This is a genomic window from Cobetia sp. PS-4MA (assembly GCF_057670765.1).
In genome coordinates this window covers 622,640-640,699 of sequence record NZ_CM173107.1, presented here as the reverse complement: position 1 = coordinate 640,699, position 18,060 = coordinate 622,640, and the positions used below count along the sequence as shown (strand labels likewise).

10 protein-coding genes are annotated in these 18,060 nt (G+C 64.8%); 2 read left to right on the top strand and 8 right to left on the bottom strand.

What is annotated here, in order from left to right; all coding sequences use genetic code 11:
• Positions 1 to 27: 27 nt before the first annotated feature.
• The 4 genes from AC26AR_RS02725 to AC26AR_RS02710 form a co-directional block, all read right to left on the bottom strand.
• Positions 28 to 783, bottom strand: a complete 756-nt coding sequence (locus tag AC26AR_RS02725; RefSeq protein ID WP_240499592.1) for an MlaA family lipoprotein — start codon at positions 781 to 783, stop codon at positions 28 to 30.
• Positions 784 to 925: 142 nt separating this feature from the next.
• On the bottom strand, positions 926 to 2,170 hold the full coding sequence (locus AC26AR_RS02720; RefSeq protein WP_488107513.1) for a beta-ketoacyl-ACP synthase III: 1,245 nt from the start codon (positions 2,168 to 2,170) through the stop codon (positions 926 to 928).
• Between the two features lie 289 nt (positions 2,171 to 2,459).
• Positions 2,460 to 6,626: an ATP-dependent RNA helicase HrpA gene (gene hrpA / locus AC26AR_RS02715; RefSeq protein WP_417286208.1), complete on the bottom strand. Its 4,167-nt coding sequence runs from the start codon at positions 6,624 to 6,626 to the stop codon at positions 2,460 to 2,462.
• A 221-nt stretch (positions 6,627 to 6,847) separates the two neighbouring features.
• The gene (locus AC26AR_RS02710; RefSeq protein WP_488107512.1) at positions 6,848 to 8,596 is read right to left on the bottom strand and encodes an AMP-binding protein; all 1,749 of its coding nucleotides are present in this window, start codon (positions 8,594 to 8,596) and stop codon (positions 6,848 to 6,850) included.
• 470 nt (positions 8,597 to 9,066) lie between these two features.
• On the opposite strand from AC26AR_RS02710, the gene cysK reads away from it, so the two are divergent.
• The gene (cysK, locus tag AC26AR_RS02705) at positions 9,067 to 10,032 is read left to right on the top strand and encodes a cysteine synthase A (RefSeq protein ID WP_077379423.1); all 966 of its coding nucleotides are present in this window, start codon (positions 9,067 to 9,069) and stop codon (positions 10,030 to 10,032) included.
• Between the two features lie 120 nt (positions 10,033 to 10,152).
• Here the strand turns inward: cysK and AC26AR_RS02700 are convergent, their stop codons facing one another.
• The 3 genes from AC26AR_RS02700 to AC26AR_RS02690 all read right to left on the bottom strand — a co-directional run bounded on the left by AC26AR_RS02700 (position 10,153) and on the right by AC26AR_RS02690 (position 13,725).
• A complete protein-coding gene (locus tag AC26AR_RS02700; protein ID WP_077379264.1) occupies positions 10,153 to 11,040 on the bottom strand; it encodes a class II glutamine amidotransferase in 888 nt (295 codons plus the stop codon).
• A complete protein-coding gene (locus AC26AR_RS02695; protein ID WP_488107511.1) occupies positions 11,033 to 12,937 on the bottom strand; it encodes a VWA domain-containing protein in 1,905 nt (634 codons plus the stop codon). Before AC26AR_RS02695 ends, AC26AR_RS02700 begins: the two co-directional genes overlap by 8 nt.
• Positions 12,938 to 13,206: 269 nt before the next feature.
• Positions 13,207 to 13,725: a hypothetical protein gene (locus tag AC26AR_RS02690; RefSeq protein WP_084209296.1), complete on the bottom strand. Its 519-nt coding sequence runs from the start codon at positions 13,723 to 13,725 to the stop codon at positions 13,207 to 13,209.
• Positions 13,726 to 13,966: 241 nt separating this feature from the next.
• Between AC26AR_RS02690 and AC26AR_RS02685 the strand changes: the two genes are divergently transcribed.
• Positions 13,967 to 16,111 (top strand): S9 family peptidase, encoded by a 2,145-nt coding sequence (locus AC26AR_RS02685; protein WP_488107510.1) that lies wholly within the window; start codon positions 13,967 to 13,969, stop codon positions 16,109 to 16,111.
• A 125-nt stretch (positions 16,112 to 16,236) separates the two neighbouring features.
• Here AC26AR_RS02685 and AC26AR_RS02680 read toward each other — a convergent pair whose 3' ends face one another.
• Positions 16,237 to 17,763 carry a catalase gene (locus AC26AR_RS02680; protein ID WP_084209298.1) on the bottom strand — a complete coding sequence of 509 codons (1,527 nt, stop codon included), beginning with the start codon at positions 17,761 to 17,763 and terminating at the stop codon, positions 16,237 to 16,239.
• Positions 17,764 to 18,060: the final 297 nt, after the last annotated feature.

The following is an 18,060-nucleotide window of genomic DNA, read 5'->3' as shown; positions in this document are numbered from 1 at the left end:
ACGTGCCGCCAGGACACTCGGCAGCCCTTACTGGCTGTCATCTTCCGGTGCAAAGGCACCATCGAGATCCGCATCATCGAAACTGTCGCTGGCGAAGGGATCATCCCCGAGCTTGCCATCGTTGATCTCGAAGTTGCGACGCTGCAGATAGGCATCGCGGATGAAGCTGTAGCGATCTCCCTGAATCAACTTCTCCTGCTCGAGCAGACCGGCACGGGTATCGACGAGATCCAGTGCTTTCAGGCCATAGCGCACCTTGTCTTCCTCGAGGTAGTTGATCGGATCATTGAAGTAATCCACCGGCATGCCGGCAGTGTCACGCAGCGTGCTCGGACCGAACAGCGGCAACATGAGGTAAGGCCCCTGGCCGGCGCCCCACACGGCAAGTGTCTGACCGAAATCTTCCTCGTCGACCGTCCAGCCAAGCTCGCTGGCCGGATCGAACAGCCCGCCGATACCGACAGTGGAATTGAGCAGCAGGCGCCCCGTGGAAATCCCGGCATTCGCCCACTTCCACTGCAGCACCGAGTTGAACATGGTGCGCACTTCCCCGAGGTTGGAGAAGAAGTTGCCCACGCCATCCTGAACCAGCTCCGGCGTCACGTAATCGTAGCCCTGAGCCACCGGCTTGAGCGCATAGCGATCCAGGGTGTCATTGAAGGTGTAGACGTTGCGGTTGAAGCCCTCCCACGGGTCCTGGGGATTCGGCTCGCTGTCACCTGTACTGGCACAACCGGCCAGCAGAGACATGGCCAGCAGTGCCGGCAGGGAAGTCTTGATCATGTGCATCGCATCACCTGTAAGTCTGTTGGAATCCTGCAGCGGTCCTTGCCACATCCATGGCTGTCAGGTCCGGTCTTCTTTATACGTTCCGCTCACGCCAGGAGCCAGTGCGCCATCCGCTCAAGCACGCCATCAGCGCGTATCATCCACAACGTTTCAGCAGCACGCTTCCCGCACTGTAGCCGGCCCCGAAGGAGCAAAGCACACCCAGGCTGCCAGCGGGCAGATCCGCATGATGCAGATGGAAGGCGATCACCGACCCCGCCGAGCTGGTATTGGCATAGCGGTCGAGAATGATCGGCGCTTCCTCGCTCGACGGATCACGCCCCAGCACGCGACGAGCGATCATGTCGTTCATGTGGCGATTGGCCTGGTGCAGCCACATGCGATCAAGACCACCGCCATCGGCCTCGAGCTCGCCCAGATGCGTGGTGATCAGCTCGGCCACCATCGGGCAGACTTCGCGGAAGACGCGCCGACCTTCCTGGATGAACAGCTTGTCATCGGCCTGTTCACGGTGCGTGGCACTGTCCAGCGTCGTGGCAGATGCCACATTATCCTCAAGCACCGCAGTGCGATTGAGGAAGCCGAAATTGTTGCGTATCGCGTTGGAGAAACGGGTCACCAGTCGCGTACCGAGCACCTCGAAGCCATCGGTGCGCGTGGCGACATCCGCCGCTTCCAGCACCACGGCCGTGCAGGCATCGCCGAAGATGAAGTGACTGTCGCGATCACGGAAATTCAGATGCGCACTGCAGATCTCGGGATTGACCATCAACACCCGCTGCGCGCTGCCACTGCGGATGGCGTTGGCCGCGGTCTCGATCCCGAAGGTGGCGGAGCTGCACGCCACGTTCATGTCAAAGGCATAGCCACCGGCCTCGAGCACCGCCTGCAGCTCCACCGCCACGGCCGGATAGGGGCGCTCGAGATTGGAGCAGGCCACGATGACCAGATCAAGTTCCTCGGCCTTCACGCCCGCCGCGGCCAGCGCCTCACGCGCGGCCGCCACGCCCATCTCGCACTGCACAGAGGGTTGATCATTGTCGCGCGCGGGCAGCCGCGGGCGCATGCGCTCAGGGTCGAGAATACCCTCGGCATCCAGCACGTAGCGGCTGTGGATACCCGAGGCCTTGACGATGAATTCAGCGCTGGACTCGGTACGCGGCTCGCGCTCGCCCCGAGCGATGGCCTCGGCATTGGCGGCGTTGTCCGCCGCCACCCAGGCATTGAAGGAGGCGACCAGCGCCTCGTTGCTGACGGCATGTTCCGGCGTGTAGAGGCCGGTGCCGGTGATCAGCACGCGGTGATTGCCAGTGGCGTCCAGCTGGCGCTCCGCCGTGGTGGCGCGAGGGTCGGCAGCGTGCTGATTGTCGTTGTTGGGCATGCATCCACTCCTGACAGTGGCCTCTCGTCGGAGACCACCGATTGATCGGGTGACGTCGCGGCTGACATCCCATGCGGCGGATGCCGAGCCTCCAGGTCCGCGCCGGCAGCGAGACAGCGTCACCCCCTTGTCTTCAGTGTACGCTGTCTCGCGCCAGGCGGACGCCTGAACCTGGCATCCGTCCCGTGATAACAGCCGTCTCTTAAACAGCTTTCTCTGTATGCAGCTTGAGCCATACGCGAGCATCACGCCTCCACGCAGCAGTCACGCAAGCGGATGGCGGCTCGACTCAGCGCCGCGCCATCAATTCCTGCCAGCGCTTCTCCAGCCGCTTGGGGGAGACGGTCTCCAGCGTGCCGAGCTGCTGGGCGAACAATGAGACGCGCAGCTCCTGCAGCCACCAGCCGAACTCCTCCAGCTCCGCATCGGGCAGGCCCTGCTCGCGGGCCTTGCTCAGGCGGGCATCAAGGCGTGTCTCGAAGCTCTTGACCGCCTCCATGTCACGTTGATCACGCATGCGCTCACGCGGGGCCTTGTCGAGACGGATCAGCATCGCCTCCACATAGCGTGGCAGCTGATGCAGCCAGGCACCCGCCTCCTGGAGGAAGCCCGGGTGCACCAGGCGGGCCTGCTGGGCCTTGAGGTCTGCCACCACCAGCGCCATCGAGAAGTCGATCTTGCCCTTGAGGCGCTTGGAAAGCTCAAGATGCTGCGTGAGCGCGGCCTCCAACGGCTTGATCAGTGCTTCGGCGTGGGGCACCAGCTCGGCCCGCTTGTCATCCAGACGCGCCTGCAACTCACCGCGCGAACGCGGCAGCGGCTCGACGGCCATCACCTGCTCGAAGACGCTGTAGAGGAAGTCATCCGCCAGCTGGCGACGCGTGCCGACCTTGGCGAACAGCAGCGCGCAGCGCTCCAGTGCCTTGAACTCCCGGTCCAGATAGCGCACCTGGTCCGGCAGGCGCGCCATCGCCAGACGCGTGATGCCATCACGATGCGCGGCGGCGGCCTTGGCCGGATGATCGAACAGCTCCACGCTCAGCTGCTGCTCGCTTGAGGCGGCAGCATTCGCGGGCGAGTGACTTGACGGTGCACTGTTTCTGCCGGTCTTGCGTGCCAGCTTGCGTTCCTTGGCACTCATGCCGCCCTCGGCGGGCACCGACGGCTTCACCACCAGCGCCGGATAGGCCTCGACCCGAATGCCTGCCTGGGTGGTGCTGTGGGAGGTCGCGATCGGCGCCTCCGGCAGGTCTTCCAGCACTTCACTGTCGGCATCGCGGCTGCGACTGGCCATGGCGCGTGCCGCGGCGGCCGCCGAGTCCTTGAAACGCGCCTCGAGCACTTCAAGATCACGCCCCTCCCCCAGCACCTTGCCGTCCTGATCGACGATGCGCAGGTTCATGTTCAGGTGCGGCTCCAGCGTCTCCGGCGCCCAGGCATCCGACGGCAGGCGCAGGCCAGTCTTGACGCGCATGAACTCGGCCAGCGCGTCGGTCAGCGGCACGTCGTCCGGGGTCAACGCCTCAAGCGCGGCATCGACCCAGTTGGGAATCGGCACCACCTGCTTGCGATACTGCTTGGGCAGCGATTTCATCAGGCCGATGGCCTTGTCCCGCAGCAGCCCCGGCACCAGCCACTCGATGCGATAGCGCGGCAGCTGGGAGAGCATCGCCGCCGGGACCGTCATGGTCACGCCGTCATCCACCGCGCCGGGCGCGAAGTGATAGCTCAGCGGGTAGGCGACGCCATTGTGATGCAGCTGCTCGGGATAGCGTGCAGCGGTGACTTCCTCGGCATCGCGCGCCATCAGGTCATCGAGATCCAGATGCAGGACATTCGGATTGTCGCGCTCGGCATCCTTGCGCCACTTGTCGAAGCCGCGCCCGTTGTAGATGCCTTCCGGAATCCGCTCGGCATAGAAGGCGAACAGCGTCTCCTCATCGACGAGAATGTCACGCCGGCGCGCACGATCCTCAAGCTCCCCGACTTCCTCCATCAGGCCACGATTGTGGGCGAAGAATGGCGCGCGGGTCTGGAATTCACCCTCGACCAGCGCCCGGCGGATGAACAGCTCGCGGGATTCCTGTGGCGCCAGCGGGCCGTAATGCACCTTGCGCGCGGTGACGATGGGCAGGCCGAACAGCGTGACCTGCTCACTGGCGACCACCTGGGCACGCTTCATCTCCCAGTGCGGCTCGCTGTAGCTGCGCTTGACCAGATGCTCGGCCAGCGGCTCGACCCACTCGGGCTTGATCGCCGCGACCTGTCGCGCGTAGAGCCTGGTGGTCTCGACCATCTCGGCCGCCATCACCCACTTGGGCGACTTCTTGGCCACACCGGAGCCCGGATGCACGAAGAAGCGTCGGTTGCGCGCCCCGAGATACTCGCGATTTTCCTGCTTGAGGCCGAGATTGGAGAGCAGCCCGGTCAACAGCGCACGATGCAGGGCTTCATGATCAATGGCCACCGACGGACGACGGCCCTGGCCCGGAGACGCCAGTACTCGCGCGGTGACCTCGGCCTGTGCCTCGGCGTCACGCGCATGCTGGCTGCTGGTCATCTCCAGCCCGAGATCCCGCGTCAGCTGCTTGAGCTGACGGAAGGTGTCATGCCACTCGCGCAGACGCAGATAGTTGAGGAAGCGCGCCTTGCACCAGCGACGCAGCGGGTTGGCCCCCAAGGCGTCACGCGCCAGCTCGAAGCCTTCCCACAGATTCAGCCAGCTGACGAAATCGGAGCTGTCATCGTCCCACTCGTGGTGAATCTGATCCGCCTGCTGGCGCTTGTCGGCGGGACGCTCGCGCGGGTCCTGGATCGACAGTGCACTGACGATGATCAGCACTTCACGCAGACAGCCGCGCGAGGCGCCTTCCAGCACCATGCGCGCCAGACGCGGGTCGATTGGCAGACGTGCCAGGGTGCGACCATCACGGCTCAGACGGTTGTGCTCATCCACCGCGCCCAGTTCGCGCAGCAGGCGGAAACCATCGGTGACGAAGCGCGAATCCGGCGCATCGACGAAGGGAAACTTCTCGATGTCGCCCAGCTTGAGCGACAGCATCGACAGAATGACCGAGGCCAGATTGGTGCGCTGAATTTCCGGCTCGGTGTATTCCGGGCGCGCGAGGAAATCCTCCTCGCTGTAGAGACGGATGCACAGGCCTTCGGCGATACGCCCGCAGCGGCCCTTGCGCTGATTGGCGCTGGCCTGACTGATCGGTTCCACCGGCAGTCGCTGGATCTTGGAGCGATAGCTGTAACGACTGATGCGCACCAGCCCCGGGTCGATCACGTAGCGGATGCCCGGCACGGTCAGCGAGGTCTCGGCGACATTGGTGGCCAGCACGATGCGACGGCCACGATGCGGCTGGAAGACGCGATTCTGCTCTTCGTTCGAGAGCCGCGCGTACAGCGGCAGCACCTCGGTATCGCGCAGCTGGGCGCGACGCAGAGTATCCGCGGTGGCGCGGATCTCGCGCTCGCCGGGCAGGAAGATCAGCACGTCACGCGGGCCCTGCATCCAGCCCTTCTCGCGTTCGATCAGCGACAGCTCCTCCACCGCGCGCAGGATACCTTCCTGCAGGCTGAGGTCTTCCTCATCCTCGGCATCGCGCACCAGCGGCAGGTACTGGGTCTCGACCGGGAAGTTGCGCCCGCTGACCGAGACGATGGGCGCCGGCGTGCCATCCTGGGCCGCGAAGTGCTGACTGAAGCGCTCCACGTCGATGGTCGCCGAGGTGATGATGATCTTGAGGTCCGGACGGCGCGCGGTGAGGCGCTTGAGATAGCCGAGCAGGAAGTCGATGTTCAGACTGCGCTCGTGGGCCTCATCGATGATGATCGCCTCGTAGCGGCTCAGGTCCGGATCATGCTGGGTTTCCGCCAGCAGGATACCGTCGGTCATCAGCTTGATCAGCGTCGAGGGGCCGGTGGTGTCGTTGAAGCGCACCTGATAGCCGACCGTCTCGCCGAGGGTCGTCTCGAGCTCCTCGGCCAGACGCGCCGCCACCGAGCGTGCCGCCAGACGGCGTGGCTGGGTGTGGCCGATCAGACCATTGCGCCCCAGCCCCATCTCCAGACACAGCTTGGGCAGCTGGGTGGTCTTGCCCGAGCCGGTCTCACCGGCGACCACCACGATCTGATGCTCGGCGAGCGCGGCGAGGATGTCCTCGCGACGTTCCACCACCGGCAGTTCCGGCGGATAGTTGAGTGCGGCCGGTGTCTGCCAGCGCGCCAGCGCCGTCTCGCGCGCGGCACGCTGGGCGATGCTCGCCTCGAGGCGGCTCTCGATATCGTTGATGGCACGATCGACCGGCTTGCCTTCCTTGAGACGCCGACGCAGGCCAGCCAGGCGCTTGCCCAGCTCGCGCTGATCACGGCTCAGGGCGCGTTCGAGGCGAGCCGCAAGGGCTTCAAGACGCGCATGTTCGGACGGTGCGGTAGCGGTGTCGCTCAAGGACTGCCTCTTCTCAACCAGCGACCACACGCCACGCGCGCAGCCGGATACTCTCGGGAACTCAGCCTCTCGCCCGACTGCACAGGGCAGCGAGCCACGAGACCTGAATGACGAAACGGCCCGCCAACGAGTGACGGGCCGTCCATTGTAGCCCCGCGCGTAGCCACGCCCAACCTTGGTGGCCGCCCGCTCATGCCGGCGGCCCGTCTCAACGCCGGGATTCAGGTCTCGCGCACCGGGGTATTGCCTCCATCGTCGTCGCTGTCACGCAGTTCACGGCGCAGCACCTTGCCCACGTTGGTCTTGGGCAGCTCATCGCGGAATTCGACGAAACGCGGCACCTTGTAGCCGGTCAGCTGCTCCTTGCACCAGCTGCGCAGGCTGTCGCGGTCGAGATCCGGGTTGCTGGACACGACGAACAGCTTGATCGCTTCACCGCTCTGCTCGTCCGGCACGCCGACCGCCGCGGCCTCGACGATATCCGGATGCCCGCTGACCACGTCCTCGATCTCGTTGGGGAACACATTGAAGCCGGAGACGATGATCATGTCCTTCTTGCGATCGACGATGCGCACGAAGCCATCCGGCTGGATGACCGCGATATCGCCGGTGCGGATGAAGCCCTCGTCATCCACCGCCTCACGCGTGGCGTCATCACGCTGCCAATAGCCCTTCATCACCTGGGGACCGCGCACGCACAGCTCACCCGGCGCGTCACGCCCCAGCGTCACGCCCTCGGCATCCACCACCTTGAGTTCGGTGCCGGGCACCGGCTTGCCGATGGTCCCCAGCTGCAGCTCACGCGGGGGGTTGAAGCTGACGATGGGCGAAGTCTCGGTCATGCCGTAGCCCTCGGCGATCGGGCAGCCGGTGACGGCTTCCCAGCGTTCAGCCGCGCTGCGCGTCAGGGCCATGCCGCCGGAGATGGTCAGCTTGAGGCTCGAGAAGTCCAGCGCCTTGAAATCATCGCGCTGGCACAGCGCCGAGAACAGCGTATTGAGGCCGACGAAGGCGGTGAACGGTGTCCTGGCCAGCGTCTTGATGAAGCCATCGATGTCACGGGGATTGGTGATCAGCACGCTGTGGTTGCCGCTCTCCATGCTGTAGAGGCAATTCACCGTGAAGGTATAGATGTGATAGACCGGCAGCGGCGCGATCAGCACCTCCTGGCCTTCATTGAGCACATCACTGATCACACCGCGCGCCTGCAGCATGTTGGCCACCAGATTGCGGTGGGTCAGCATGGTGCCCTTGGCGACCCCGGTGGTCCCGCCGGTGTACTGGAGTGCCGCGATGTCGTCGGCCTCTCGCGTGACACGCGTGTGCGAGAGCCCCGCGCCGCGCTTGAGCACGCTGCGTAGCGAGTGGGCGTCGGGCAGATGATACTTCGGCACCATCTTCTTGACGTAGCGTACGGCCAGGTTGATCAACGGGCGCTTGGGGAAATCATGCAGGTCACCGATCTCGGTGATGATGACCTCCTCGATGGACGTGCGCTTGAGCACCTTCTCGAGCTTGTCCGCCATGTTGGCCAGAATCACGATGGCGCGTGCGCCGGAGTCATGGAACTGGTGCTGCATCTCACGCTCGGTGTAGAGCGGGTTGGTGTTGACCACCACCAGACCGGCGCGCAGCGCCCCGAACACGGCCACCGGAAACTGCAGCAGGTTCGGCAGCTGGATGGCGATACGATCCCCGGGTTCAAGGCCGGTCTCATGCTCAAGCCAGGCGGCGAAGTCGCGCGACAGGCGATCCACATCGGCGTAGCTCAGCGTCTTGTCCATGCAGCTGAAGGCCGGACGCTCGGCATAATTGGCGCAGCTGGCCTCGAAGACCTCCAGAATCGAGGGGTACTCCTCGAGACCGGACAACGGCTCACCGCTGAGAATCAGGGAATCGGCGGCCTCTGCCGAGCCTGACTGGTGCGGATCATGGGCTGCCGCAGGGGCGGCAGGATTGGCATCACGCATGGCACTTGGCTCCATGGCATCGTTCGTCTGGTGCATTCCCCGAGAGGCGGTGGAGACCGCTGGCGGCTGCTTGACGACAGCCCTCGCGAGTGATCGCAACACTTGTTGTTATCGGGACGTGGTGTCCGCAGCTGGACGGACACGCAGGAAATGACGGGGGATGCCGAGATGGCACTCCACCCCACCCTCTCATGCTGTCAGGCTACCTTAACCAGCCGCCTCGAGATTGTAAAACGATCGATTGAAACCATCGTTCACATTGCGGGAATCGACTGCTGTCGGCCATGACGGCATGCATCACATGGGGCCCTGACGACGCTGACATGTCGTTATGCTCTCAAGGCCTTTGAATCGCGACGCGCTACCTCTTACTCTGAAGCCCATCCACACAGAACGCCAGTGGCAGCCGCATGCCCGGCGTCTGTTTCTCGTCACTCATGTCACTGTTCATCGATCAGAGAGATTTCCCCATGGCAAAGATCTACCAGGACAACTCACAGGCCATCGGCAATACACCGCTGGTCAAGATCAACCGCCTCAGCCGCCACCCGCGCCTGTACGCCAAGGTGGAAGCCCGCAACCCGGCCTTCTCCGTCAAATGCCGGATCGGTGCCAGCATGGTGTGGGATGCGGAAGCGCGCGGTGAGCTCAAGCCGGGCATGGAGATCGTCGAGCCGACCTCCGGCAATACCGGTATCGCGCTGGCCTTCGTCGGTGCGGCGCGTGGCTACCCCGTCACCCTGACCATGCCGTCCTCCATGAGCATGGAGCGCCGCAAGGTGCTGAAGTCACTGGGTGCCAATCTGGTGCTGACCGACCCCGCCAAGGGCATGCAGGGCGCCATCGACAAGGCCTGCGAACTCAAGAAGGCCGAGCCGGAGCGCTACTTCCTGCCGCAGCAGTTCTCCAATCCGGCCAACCCGCGCATCCATGAGGAAACCACCGGCCCTGAGCTCTGGGATGCGCTGGACGGCGACATGGACGTGCTGGTCGCGGGGGTCGGCACCGGCGGTACCATCAGCGGTATCGCACGCTACTTCAAGACGGTGCGTGGCCAGACGCTGGAAGCCGTGGCGGTAGAGCCGGCGGAATCGGCCATCATTGCCCAGCGCCTCAAGGGCGAGCCCATCACCCCGGCACCGCACAAGATCCAGGGGATCGGTGCCAACTTCATCCCCGATAACCTGGATCTGACGCTGATCGACCGCGTCGAGTCGGTGGTCAGCGAAGACGCCATGGCCATGGCACGTCGCATCATGCAGGAAGAAGGCATCATGTGCGGCATCTCCTGTGGTGCGGCGATGACCGCGGCACTGCGCCTGGCCGAAGACCCGGCCTACGCCGACAAGTCCATCGTCGTCATCCTGCCGGACAGTGGCGAACGCTACCTGTCCTCGCCGATGTTCGCCGGCATGTTCGATGATGTCGAAGGCTGAATCTGATGCCTGCCGCTGACCGCAAACGTCAGTGAAGACCGGGAAGCCAGACACACGAAGGGCCGCGATTGCGGCCCTTCGTGTGTCTGGCGATCGAACGACTTTTCTAGCGCTCAGGCATCAGCAACTCAGGTCCGAGGCCAGCCAGTCCGGCTTGCGACGCGCGGTGGCGGTGCGATCGACCGCCCCGCTCTCGGCCTGCCCCTGCTCTTCCTGACTCAGCGGCAACTCACCGCCAAGACTGGCGACCAGCTCACCTTCCCGAAACACGACCAGCTGCCCGGGCAGCAGCCGCTGCCATTGCTCGTTGTCGGTCAGCGGGTCGGTGGCGATCACCGACACCACATCCGCATCGGTGGTGTGCTGCTGGAAGTCGACGCTCATCTCGAAATCGGTGAGGCTCGCCTGCCCGAAGGGCGCTCGGCGCGTGATGTGCGCAAGCTTGGTGGAGCAGTAGGCGTAGAGATGCACGCCATCGGAGAGCAGCAGATTGAAGACCCCCAGCGCGCGCAGGCGCTCGCACTGGGCATGCAGGTGACGCCACAGGTCCTCACAGCGAGAGGGCGGTTCCGGGAAGGCACGGCGGATCTCGCCGAGCAGGAAACAGGCAGCGTGCTCGCTGTCCGTGCTGCCCACGGGGCGATAGTACGGCAAGGGAAGCGTCTGCCAGTCCGCCAGCTGCCCATTGTGGGCATAGCACCACTGGCGCCCCCATAGCTCCCGCGTGAACGGGTGGGTATTGGCCAACGTCACCTGGCCGACATTGGCCTGGCGGATATGACTGATCACCATCTGTGACTTGATGGGATAGTCGAGAATCATCCGCGCGATGGGCGAATCCACTGAAGGGTGCGGGTCACGGAATTCGCGATAGCCACCCTCTTCATAGAAGGCGATACCCCAGCCATCGCGGTGCGGGCCGGTGCCACCCCCGCGTTGCAGAAAGCCCGCGAAGCTGAAGCAGATATCGGTCGGAACATTGGCACTCATGCCAAGCAGCTCACACATGGGGTTCCTCCCGTCGGGTCGGTTTGCGTGTCATGCGGCGCACCAGCAGGATCAGCATCAGCAGGCCGAATGCGCCGGCCACGGCATAGGCGATCATGCGGCTCCGGACAGAGCCGGCTTCCTGGCGCGCGAAGTCGGAAGCGCCCTCGAACCACTGGCCGATCAACGCCGGTACCTTGTCGATGGGCAGACGGCCCTTCATCAACAGGGCGTTGAGGTCTTCCGGCGCATCTTCCCCGGCCTGATCCAGCCCCTCGATCTCACCGAAGCGCTCCCCCTCGATGGGTGTGCGATCCAGATTGGCCGCCCGACGCGCCGCGTCCGCATTGAGGGTATAGGGCACGAGGTCCAGCACCGGCGGAGCTCCGTCGAGCGCGAGACGCGCGCTGATCTGCACATCCGCCTGGACATCCGAGTCCAGGGGCGGCAGGTCGATGCGCCATTGCCGCTCGCCATCCTCCGCCACGCTCAGGGCCTCCCCATGCAGCGTCGCGACCAGGCGCGTGTTGGCGGTATTGAGCAGCGGATGACGCGCACTGACTTCCAGCGCGTCAGGCGACTTGCCGGTACGCGGGTCAGCGCCGACGGGCTCGACCAGCAGCGGGTCCACCACGCTGGTACGCTGACTGAGCTGGCGCGCGAAGGAGGCATTGTCGCGATAGCCCATCACGGTCAGGGTCAGGCGGGCGCCACCGAGCTGGTCGGGGGCCGGCATGTCGACATGGAAGTCGGCGCCGTCACGCTCAAGGCCTCGCTGCTGCGCGGTGGTGACATCCTCCGCCGCGCCTTCTCCCTCCTGCACGTCCTGCTCCGGCACCAGACGTGCATTGCCATCCAGCGTCGCCAGGAAGTCCTCATCATTGACGGCGCGCGCGCCATCGACCAGCGATGCGGTCAGCGAGTAGTCGAAACCACGATAGAGCGTGGCAGGCAGGGGCCGTGATACCAATGCCAGTTCCGAGACGATCGTGATGCGGCTATCGGCCCCCACCTCACCCTCGAGCTGCCACTTGCCGGTCTGGGGATCCGTCACGGTGATCAGGTCATAACGCGGCTGGTGCTCCCAGCGCACCCCTTCCGGCAGTGACGCCTGGTCGGCGAGACGGTAACGCTGCCCCTGCGGCGAAATCAGCACCGGCGAGCGATCATCGGGGCCGTGGAAGACCAGGGCGGTGAATTCCTGCACGCTGTCATCGATCACGAAGTGCTTGTCGTTCAGCGGTACCTGCTCACCGGGCACGATGCGATCCAGCGCCGCGAGGAAGGCACGCAACAGGTCTTCCGGGCTCTCGGCGACCGTCGCCAGGCCGCCGGTACCGTCCGCGATCTGCTGAAGCAGATCCACATCGGCATTGCGCGACAGCGCCACCGTATGCACCGTGATGTCGTGGGCGGCAAGCTGCGGCGTCAGCTCATCCGTGATGCGCTGACGCGAGGCGCTGTCCGCGGCGGCCTTGCGGGTGCTCGGCTCACGCAGGTCGACCATGCCATCGGAGAGCAGGATGATCTGACGCGGTGCATCACCACCCACGCCGGCATCATTTCCCTGAGCAGCGGCGCGCAGGCCCGCCTCCAGATCCGTGTACTGCTCGTAGTCGTCGAGACGGCTTTCGAGTCCGCGGGCAGACCGCTTCCAGCCGGCATCCACCGCCCCCAGCGCCAGCAGTGACTGCACCTGCTCACCGAAGCCCCATACCCCGGCATGCGAGCGCTCCGGCAACAGCGTCACCAGCAGATCCAGCGCACTGGCGCGCAGATTGGCCGGGTCGTTGTGCTTCATGCTGCCCGAGACATCGATGGCCATGCGCAGATCCGGTGTCTTGCCCGGCGCTGTCGCCTCGCTAGGCGACACTTCGCTGGGTGACACCTCGCTGGGCGACACCTCGCTGGGCGACATCTCTGCGCCTTCCTGTCTCCCGCTCGCTGAAGCCGCGACCTTGGGGGCAGAGGCTGCCTCTTCGGCCCATGCCGCGGTGGCCCCCAGCCCTGAGAAAGCGCTCAGCAGCGAGATGGTCAGACCGGCCAGCCCCCGGCGCCACGCGCGGGGATCTGACGGGCGCCGGCGGGCGCGCCGAACGACGGGACGAGCGAGAGACGACGAGACATTCACATCACGAGCCATTGCAGATCCTTGTTCCACCCATGGGCAAGCCCGGGCAGCGTTGATCAGAGAGAAGGTTCCTGACGATCCCGCGCGGCGCGCGAGCGTGTGGCGCCACCGGCGGACGTGTCACGACGCTCGGCACGCAGGCCCTCCCCGTGCAGGTCGTCGTTCTCTTCTTCGTCGGCACTTGACGCGCGACGCTGACGCGAGCGGGCCATTTCACGCCGACGCTGCTCACGGCCACGTCCCAGCCACCAGATGCCGAGACCGGCCGCGACGCCCGCTCCGATGCCCAGTACCAGCATGGCGAAGGCCGAGGCCATGCCGCTGCCATCCTTCTGGATCAGGCTCACCGCGAAGGCCACGATGGCTGGCGCCGTACCACCATAGGAATCTTCCGGCACGCTGGCCGTCACGTGGAAACCGGTCGGCACCGCGATCATGCCGGCCACCGCTCCCACCACGATCCAGCGTATGAAGCGCGGCAAGGCGCGAACCGCCAGATAACCGGTCACCAAGACCACTGCCGCCAGGCCAAGATAGATCAGCCACATCTGCGGCAGAGAATCCGAAATCAACATGCCCTTCACTCCTGTCAGAACTTCCTGGCGAGACCTGTGTCAGGTCTTCGATATAAGGCCAGCCATCACATCCTCCCCACTCAGGGGGCCGCTCACCGCATGACGTCAGGCGCGGCTCATCGCCAACCAGGGACGCGACATGCCGCTCGCGGCAAGGGCTTGCGAACGCTGTGGGACAGGCTCAATGTTACACTCCAAGCCCGCCCGACACACTCGGGCACACGACATTCAAGAGGTAGCCATGTCCGACAGCCCCGTCCAGCGTCATTATCGTGCCGAAGACCCCCACTGGCACTGGCTTGAAGCGCGCGACACACCAGAGGTAAAGGCCTTTCTCGAGGCCGCCAATGCCGAGAGCGATACCTGGTTCACGCCACTCGAGTCACTGACTGACGCCCTCTACACCGGACATCTGGCCCGTCGCGAACTCGCCGTTTCCAGTCTGCCGGAAGCCCTCGACCATCACGTCTACTGGAGCGAGACCGCCGCTGACGCGGAGTATCCCGTCTGGTGGCGCCATCCGCTGGAGGCGGACCCCACGGATCGCTCGCGCCATGAATGTCTGCTGGACCTGCAGGCCCTGTCGCGCCATCACGATTTCGTCGAACTGGGCGACATGGCCATTTCGCCCGATGAGCAACGACTGGCATGGACTCTGGACACCAGCGGCGACGAGGTGTTCAGCCTGCGGCTTGCAACACTGAGCGCGGCTGACCGCGACGCGCGCACGTCAGTGCGTGGCGAGGCCCGGCCTGCAGGGCAGGACGATGAATGTCTGCTGGAGGATATCGGGCCGGACCTGGTGTGGGCCGAGGACGGTCAGCACCTGCTGTTCACGCGCTATGACAGCACCCAGCGCCCCTTCGAGATCTGGTGTCTGGACATCGAGAGCCGTGCCGAGACGCTGCTCTACCGTGAGGAAGACAGCGAATTCTGGGTCGGCATGGGCAAGACCCGCTCACGGGACTGGCTGGTACTGGAAACCGCGTCCAAGGACACCAGTGAATCCTGGCTGCTGCCGGCAGCGGCACCACTGGGCGAGATGACGCTGGTGCGCGCACGCGAGACCGGCGTCGAATATGGCATCGATCACCGCCCTGGCCACTTCTATGTGCTGCACAACAAGGAGGCGCCGCATTTCCAGCTGGATATCGCCACCGAGCATGCCCCCGGCGACTGGCAGCCGCTGATCACCACTCGCGACGACGTGACGCTGGAAGGCGTGGAGGCGTTTTCCTGGGGCCTGATGGTCGATGAACGCGATCACCGTCAGGCCCAGGCCTGGCTGCGCGTGATCGAATTCGAGGGCACGGCGCCTACGCAAACGATCTGCCGCGACGAACGCCTGGCGATGCCGGAGCAACCGCTGAGCCAGGGGCTGGGCGACTGCCCGCACTTCGACGCTCGCCGCCTGCGCATCCGTGAAGAAAGCTTCACCACGCCGCCGAGCTGGATCGAGCTGGATCTTGACACGGGTGAGCGCACCTTGCTCAAGCGCCAGACCGTGCATGGCAATCTCGCGCCAGAGCAGTTGATCAGCCGTCGTCTGTGGGCCACCTCCGACGATGGCGAGCAGGTGCCCGTCTCGGTGGTGATGCGCCGTGACCTGTGTGATGGCGAGGGTCGCCCCCACGCCCCGCTGCCGGTACTGCTCTATGGCTATGGTGCCTACGGCGAGACACTGGACCCCTGGTTCTCCATCGCGCGGCTGGAGCTTCTCAGCCGTGGCGTCGCCTTTGCCGTCGCCCACGTACGCGGCGGTGGGGATCGTGGCGAGCCCTGGTATCTGGCCGGCAAGCTGGAGCACAAGGAAAACAGCTTCAATGACTTCCTCGCCGCACGGGATGCGCTGGTCGAGCAAGGCGTCGGGGCCTCGGAGCGCATTGCCGCCTACGGTGCCAGCGCCGGTGGTCTGCTGGTCGGGGCCAGCCTCAACAAGCGTCCCGAGGCCTTCTGCGCCGCGGTGCTCGATGTGCCCTTCGTGGACGTGCTGCGCACCATGGAAAATCCGGAGCTGCCGCTGACCACCGCGGAATACACCGAATGGGGCAACCCGCACGAGAGCGAGGCGCGGCGTCGCATCCGCGCCTATTCCCCGCTGGACAACCTGAGCGCCGCACCCTACCCGCCGCTGTTCCTGCAGGGCAGCTGGCACGATACCCGCGTGCCCTATTGGGAACCGGCCAAGCTGTATGCCCGCCTGCGCCAGATGGACTGCACGCCGCATCCGGTGCTGCTGCGCACCGACATGAGTTCCGGTCATGGCGGTGCCTCGGGACGCTTCAAGGCCTGGCGTGACAACGCCCGGCAGGATGCCTTCCTGCTGTGGGCACTGGGCGTGTGCGAGAAAGCAGGCAGCGAAACGGCCGCCCGCAGCAACGGCTGACGCTCGCACGGCGCTCTGCGACTCGCCTACGACAAGGCCCCCGCCGGGTAACCGGCGGGGGCCTTGAGGTTTTCGTCAGTTCAAAGGGTCATGACTGACCTGACGAAGGGTGCAACATGACTGACTCAGCGCGGATCGAGTCTGGCCAGCTTGGTCGCGACACGCTCGCCGTAGTCGGCATCCGCCTGGCGGAAGTGCGCGATCATCTTGTCCTGCACGACGTGGCTGACACCCACCATGGTGCCGGCGATGACGTCCGTGATGCGCGACTTCTGACCTTCATCGAACAGGCGGTAGAGATTGCCGGCCTGGCTGTAGTTATCCTCATCGCTGTTGTCGTGATAGCCCATCCAGGCGTTCTGCTCCAGCGGCATCGGCGGCTCGGCAACAGTGGCGTCCGGCACCGGGGCGCCGTGATCGGCACGCTCGTTGGGGTAGAAGTTGGTGCGCGAGTACTGGCCACCTTCCTTCGTCTCTCCCGGCACGCCCTGGCCGACCTGGCCGCCCAGCGGACCGCCACCGTGACCGGTGACCGGGCACATGCCCGCCATCACGCCATCACGCTGGTAGTGGTTGACCGGGCAGACCGGACGGTTGACCGGCAGCTGCTCGGCGTTGGCACCGACACGGTAGCGGTGTGCATCGGCGTAGGCCCACAGACGTGCCTGCAGCACGCGGTCCGGGGAGGCGCCGATACCCGGCACGAAGTTGGACGGTGAGAAGACGGACTGCTCGACCTCCGCGAAGTAGTTCTCCGGGTTGCGATTGAGTTCCATCTTGCCGACTTCCATCAGCGGGAAGTCACCGTGCGGCCACACCTTGGTCAGATCGAAGGGGTTGATGTGGTAGTCGCGCGCCTGCTGCTCAGTCATCACCTGGAGGTTGACGGTCCAGCTCGGACGCTCGCCACGCTCGAGGCGGGTGAACATGTCGTGCTGGTGGAAATCCGGTGCGACCTGTGCCGCTTCGTCATCGGTCAGTGTCTCGTGGCCCTGGTCGGTCTTGAAGTGCCACTTGACCCAGACACGCTCGCCCTTGTCGTTCCACAGGCTCAGCGTATGCGAGCTGTAGCCGTTCATGGTGGTCAACGACTTCGGGATACCGCGGTCGGACATCAGGATGGTGACCTGATGCAGCGCCTGCGGATGGTTGGCCCAGAACTCCCAGCGGTTCTGCCAGTCGACCATGTTGGTGCGCGGGTCTTTCTTCTGGGTGTGGATGAAGTCAGGGAACTTGGATGGCTCGCGGATGAAGAACACCGGCGTGTTGTTGCCGACCATGTCCCAGTTGCCTTCCTCGGTGTAGAACTTCAGGGAGAAGCCGCGCACGTCACGAGTGTTGTCGCCGCTGTCCTGACCACCGGCCACGGTGGAGAAACGTGCCAGCATCGGGGTCTGCTTGCCGACGCCCTGCAGGAAGCGGGCAATGGTCAGGTCAGACAGGTCACGGGTCAGGGTGAAGGTGCCATAGGCTGCGACGCCGCGGGCGTGGACGACACGCTCCGGAATGCGCTCACGGTTGAAGTGCGCCAGCTTCTCGAAAAGACGCCAGTTGTCGAAGGTCAGGGAGCCATTCGGGCCCGCTGTCTGGCTGATGTCATCGTGAGGCACCGGGGCGCCGTTACCAGTGGTATAGCGTGGAGTCTGGGACATGTTGACGTTCTCCTGTCAGGTAGAAAAAAGCGCTATCAAACTCGACTGGCAAGGCCAGATGCTGCTGATGTCACATTTTCATGCGCTGCTTGATGTGAAAGCCTGCAGCCCATTGTCGAATCGGGTCGGGGCCGATGCCTGCCCGGCATGTGCTGGCTTGTGGCCCCTTGATGCCTGCTTACCTTACGCACCTGGTGCTTCTAGCGATAATCAATTACCAGCATGCCTTCGATAATCAGCCCCTATCACCGAGCCTATCAGCCACTCTCAGCGGCGTGAACCGCAGGACGGTACTCA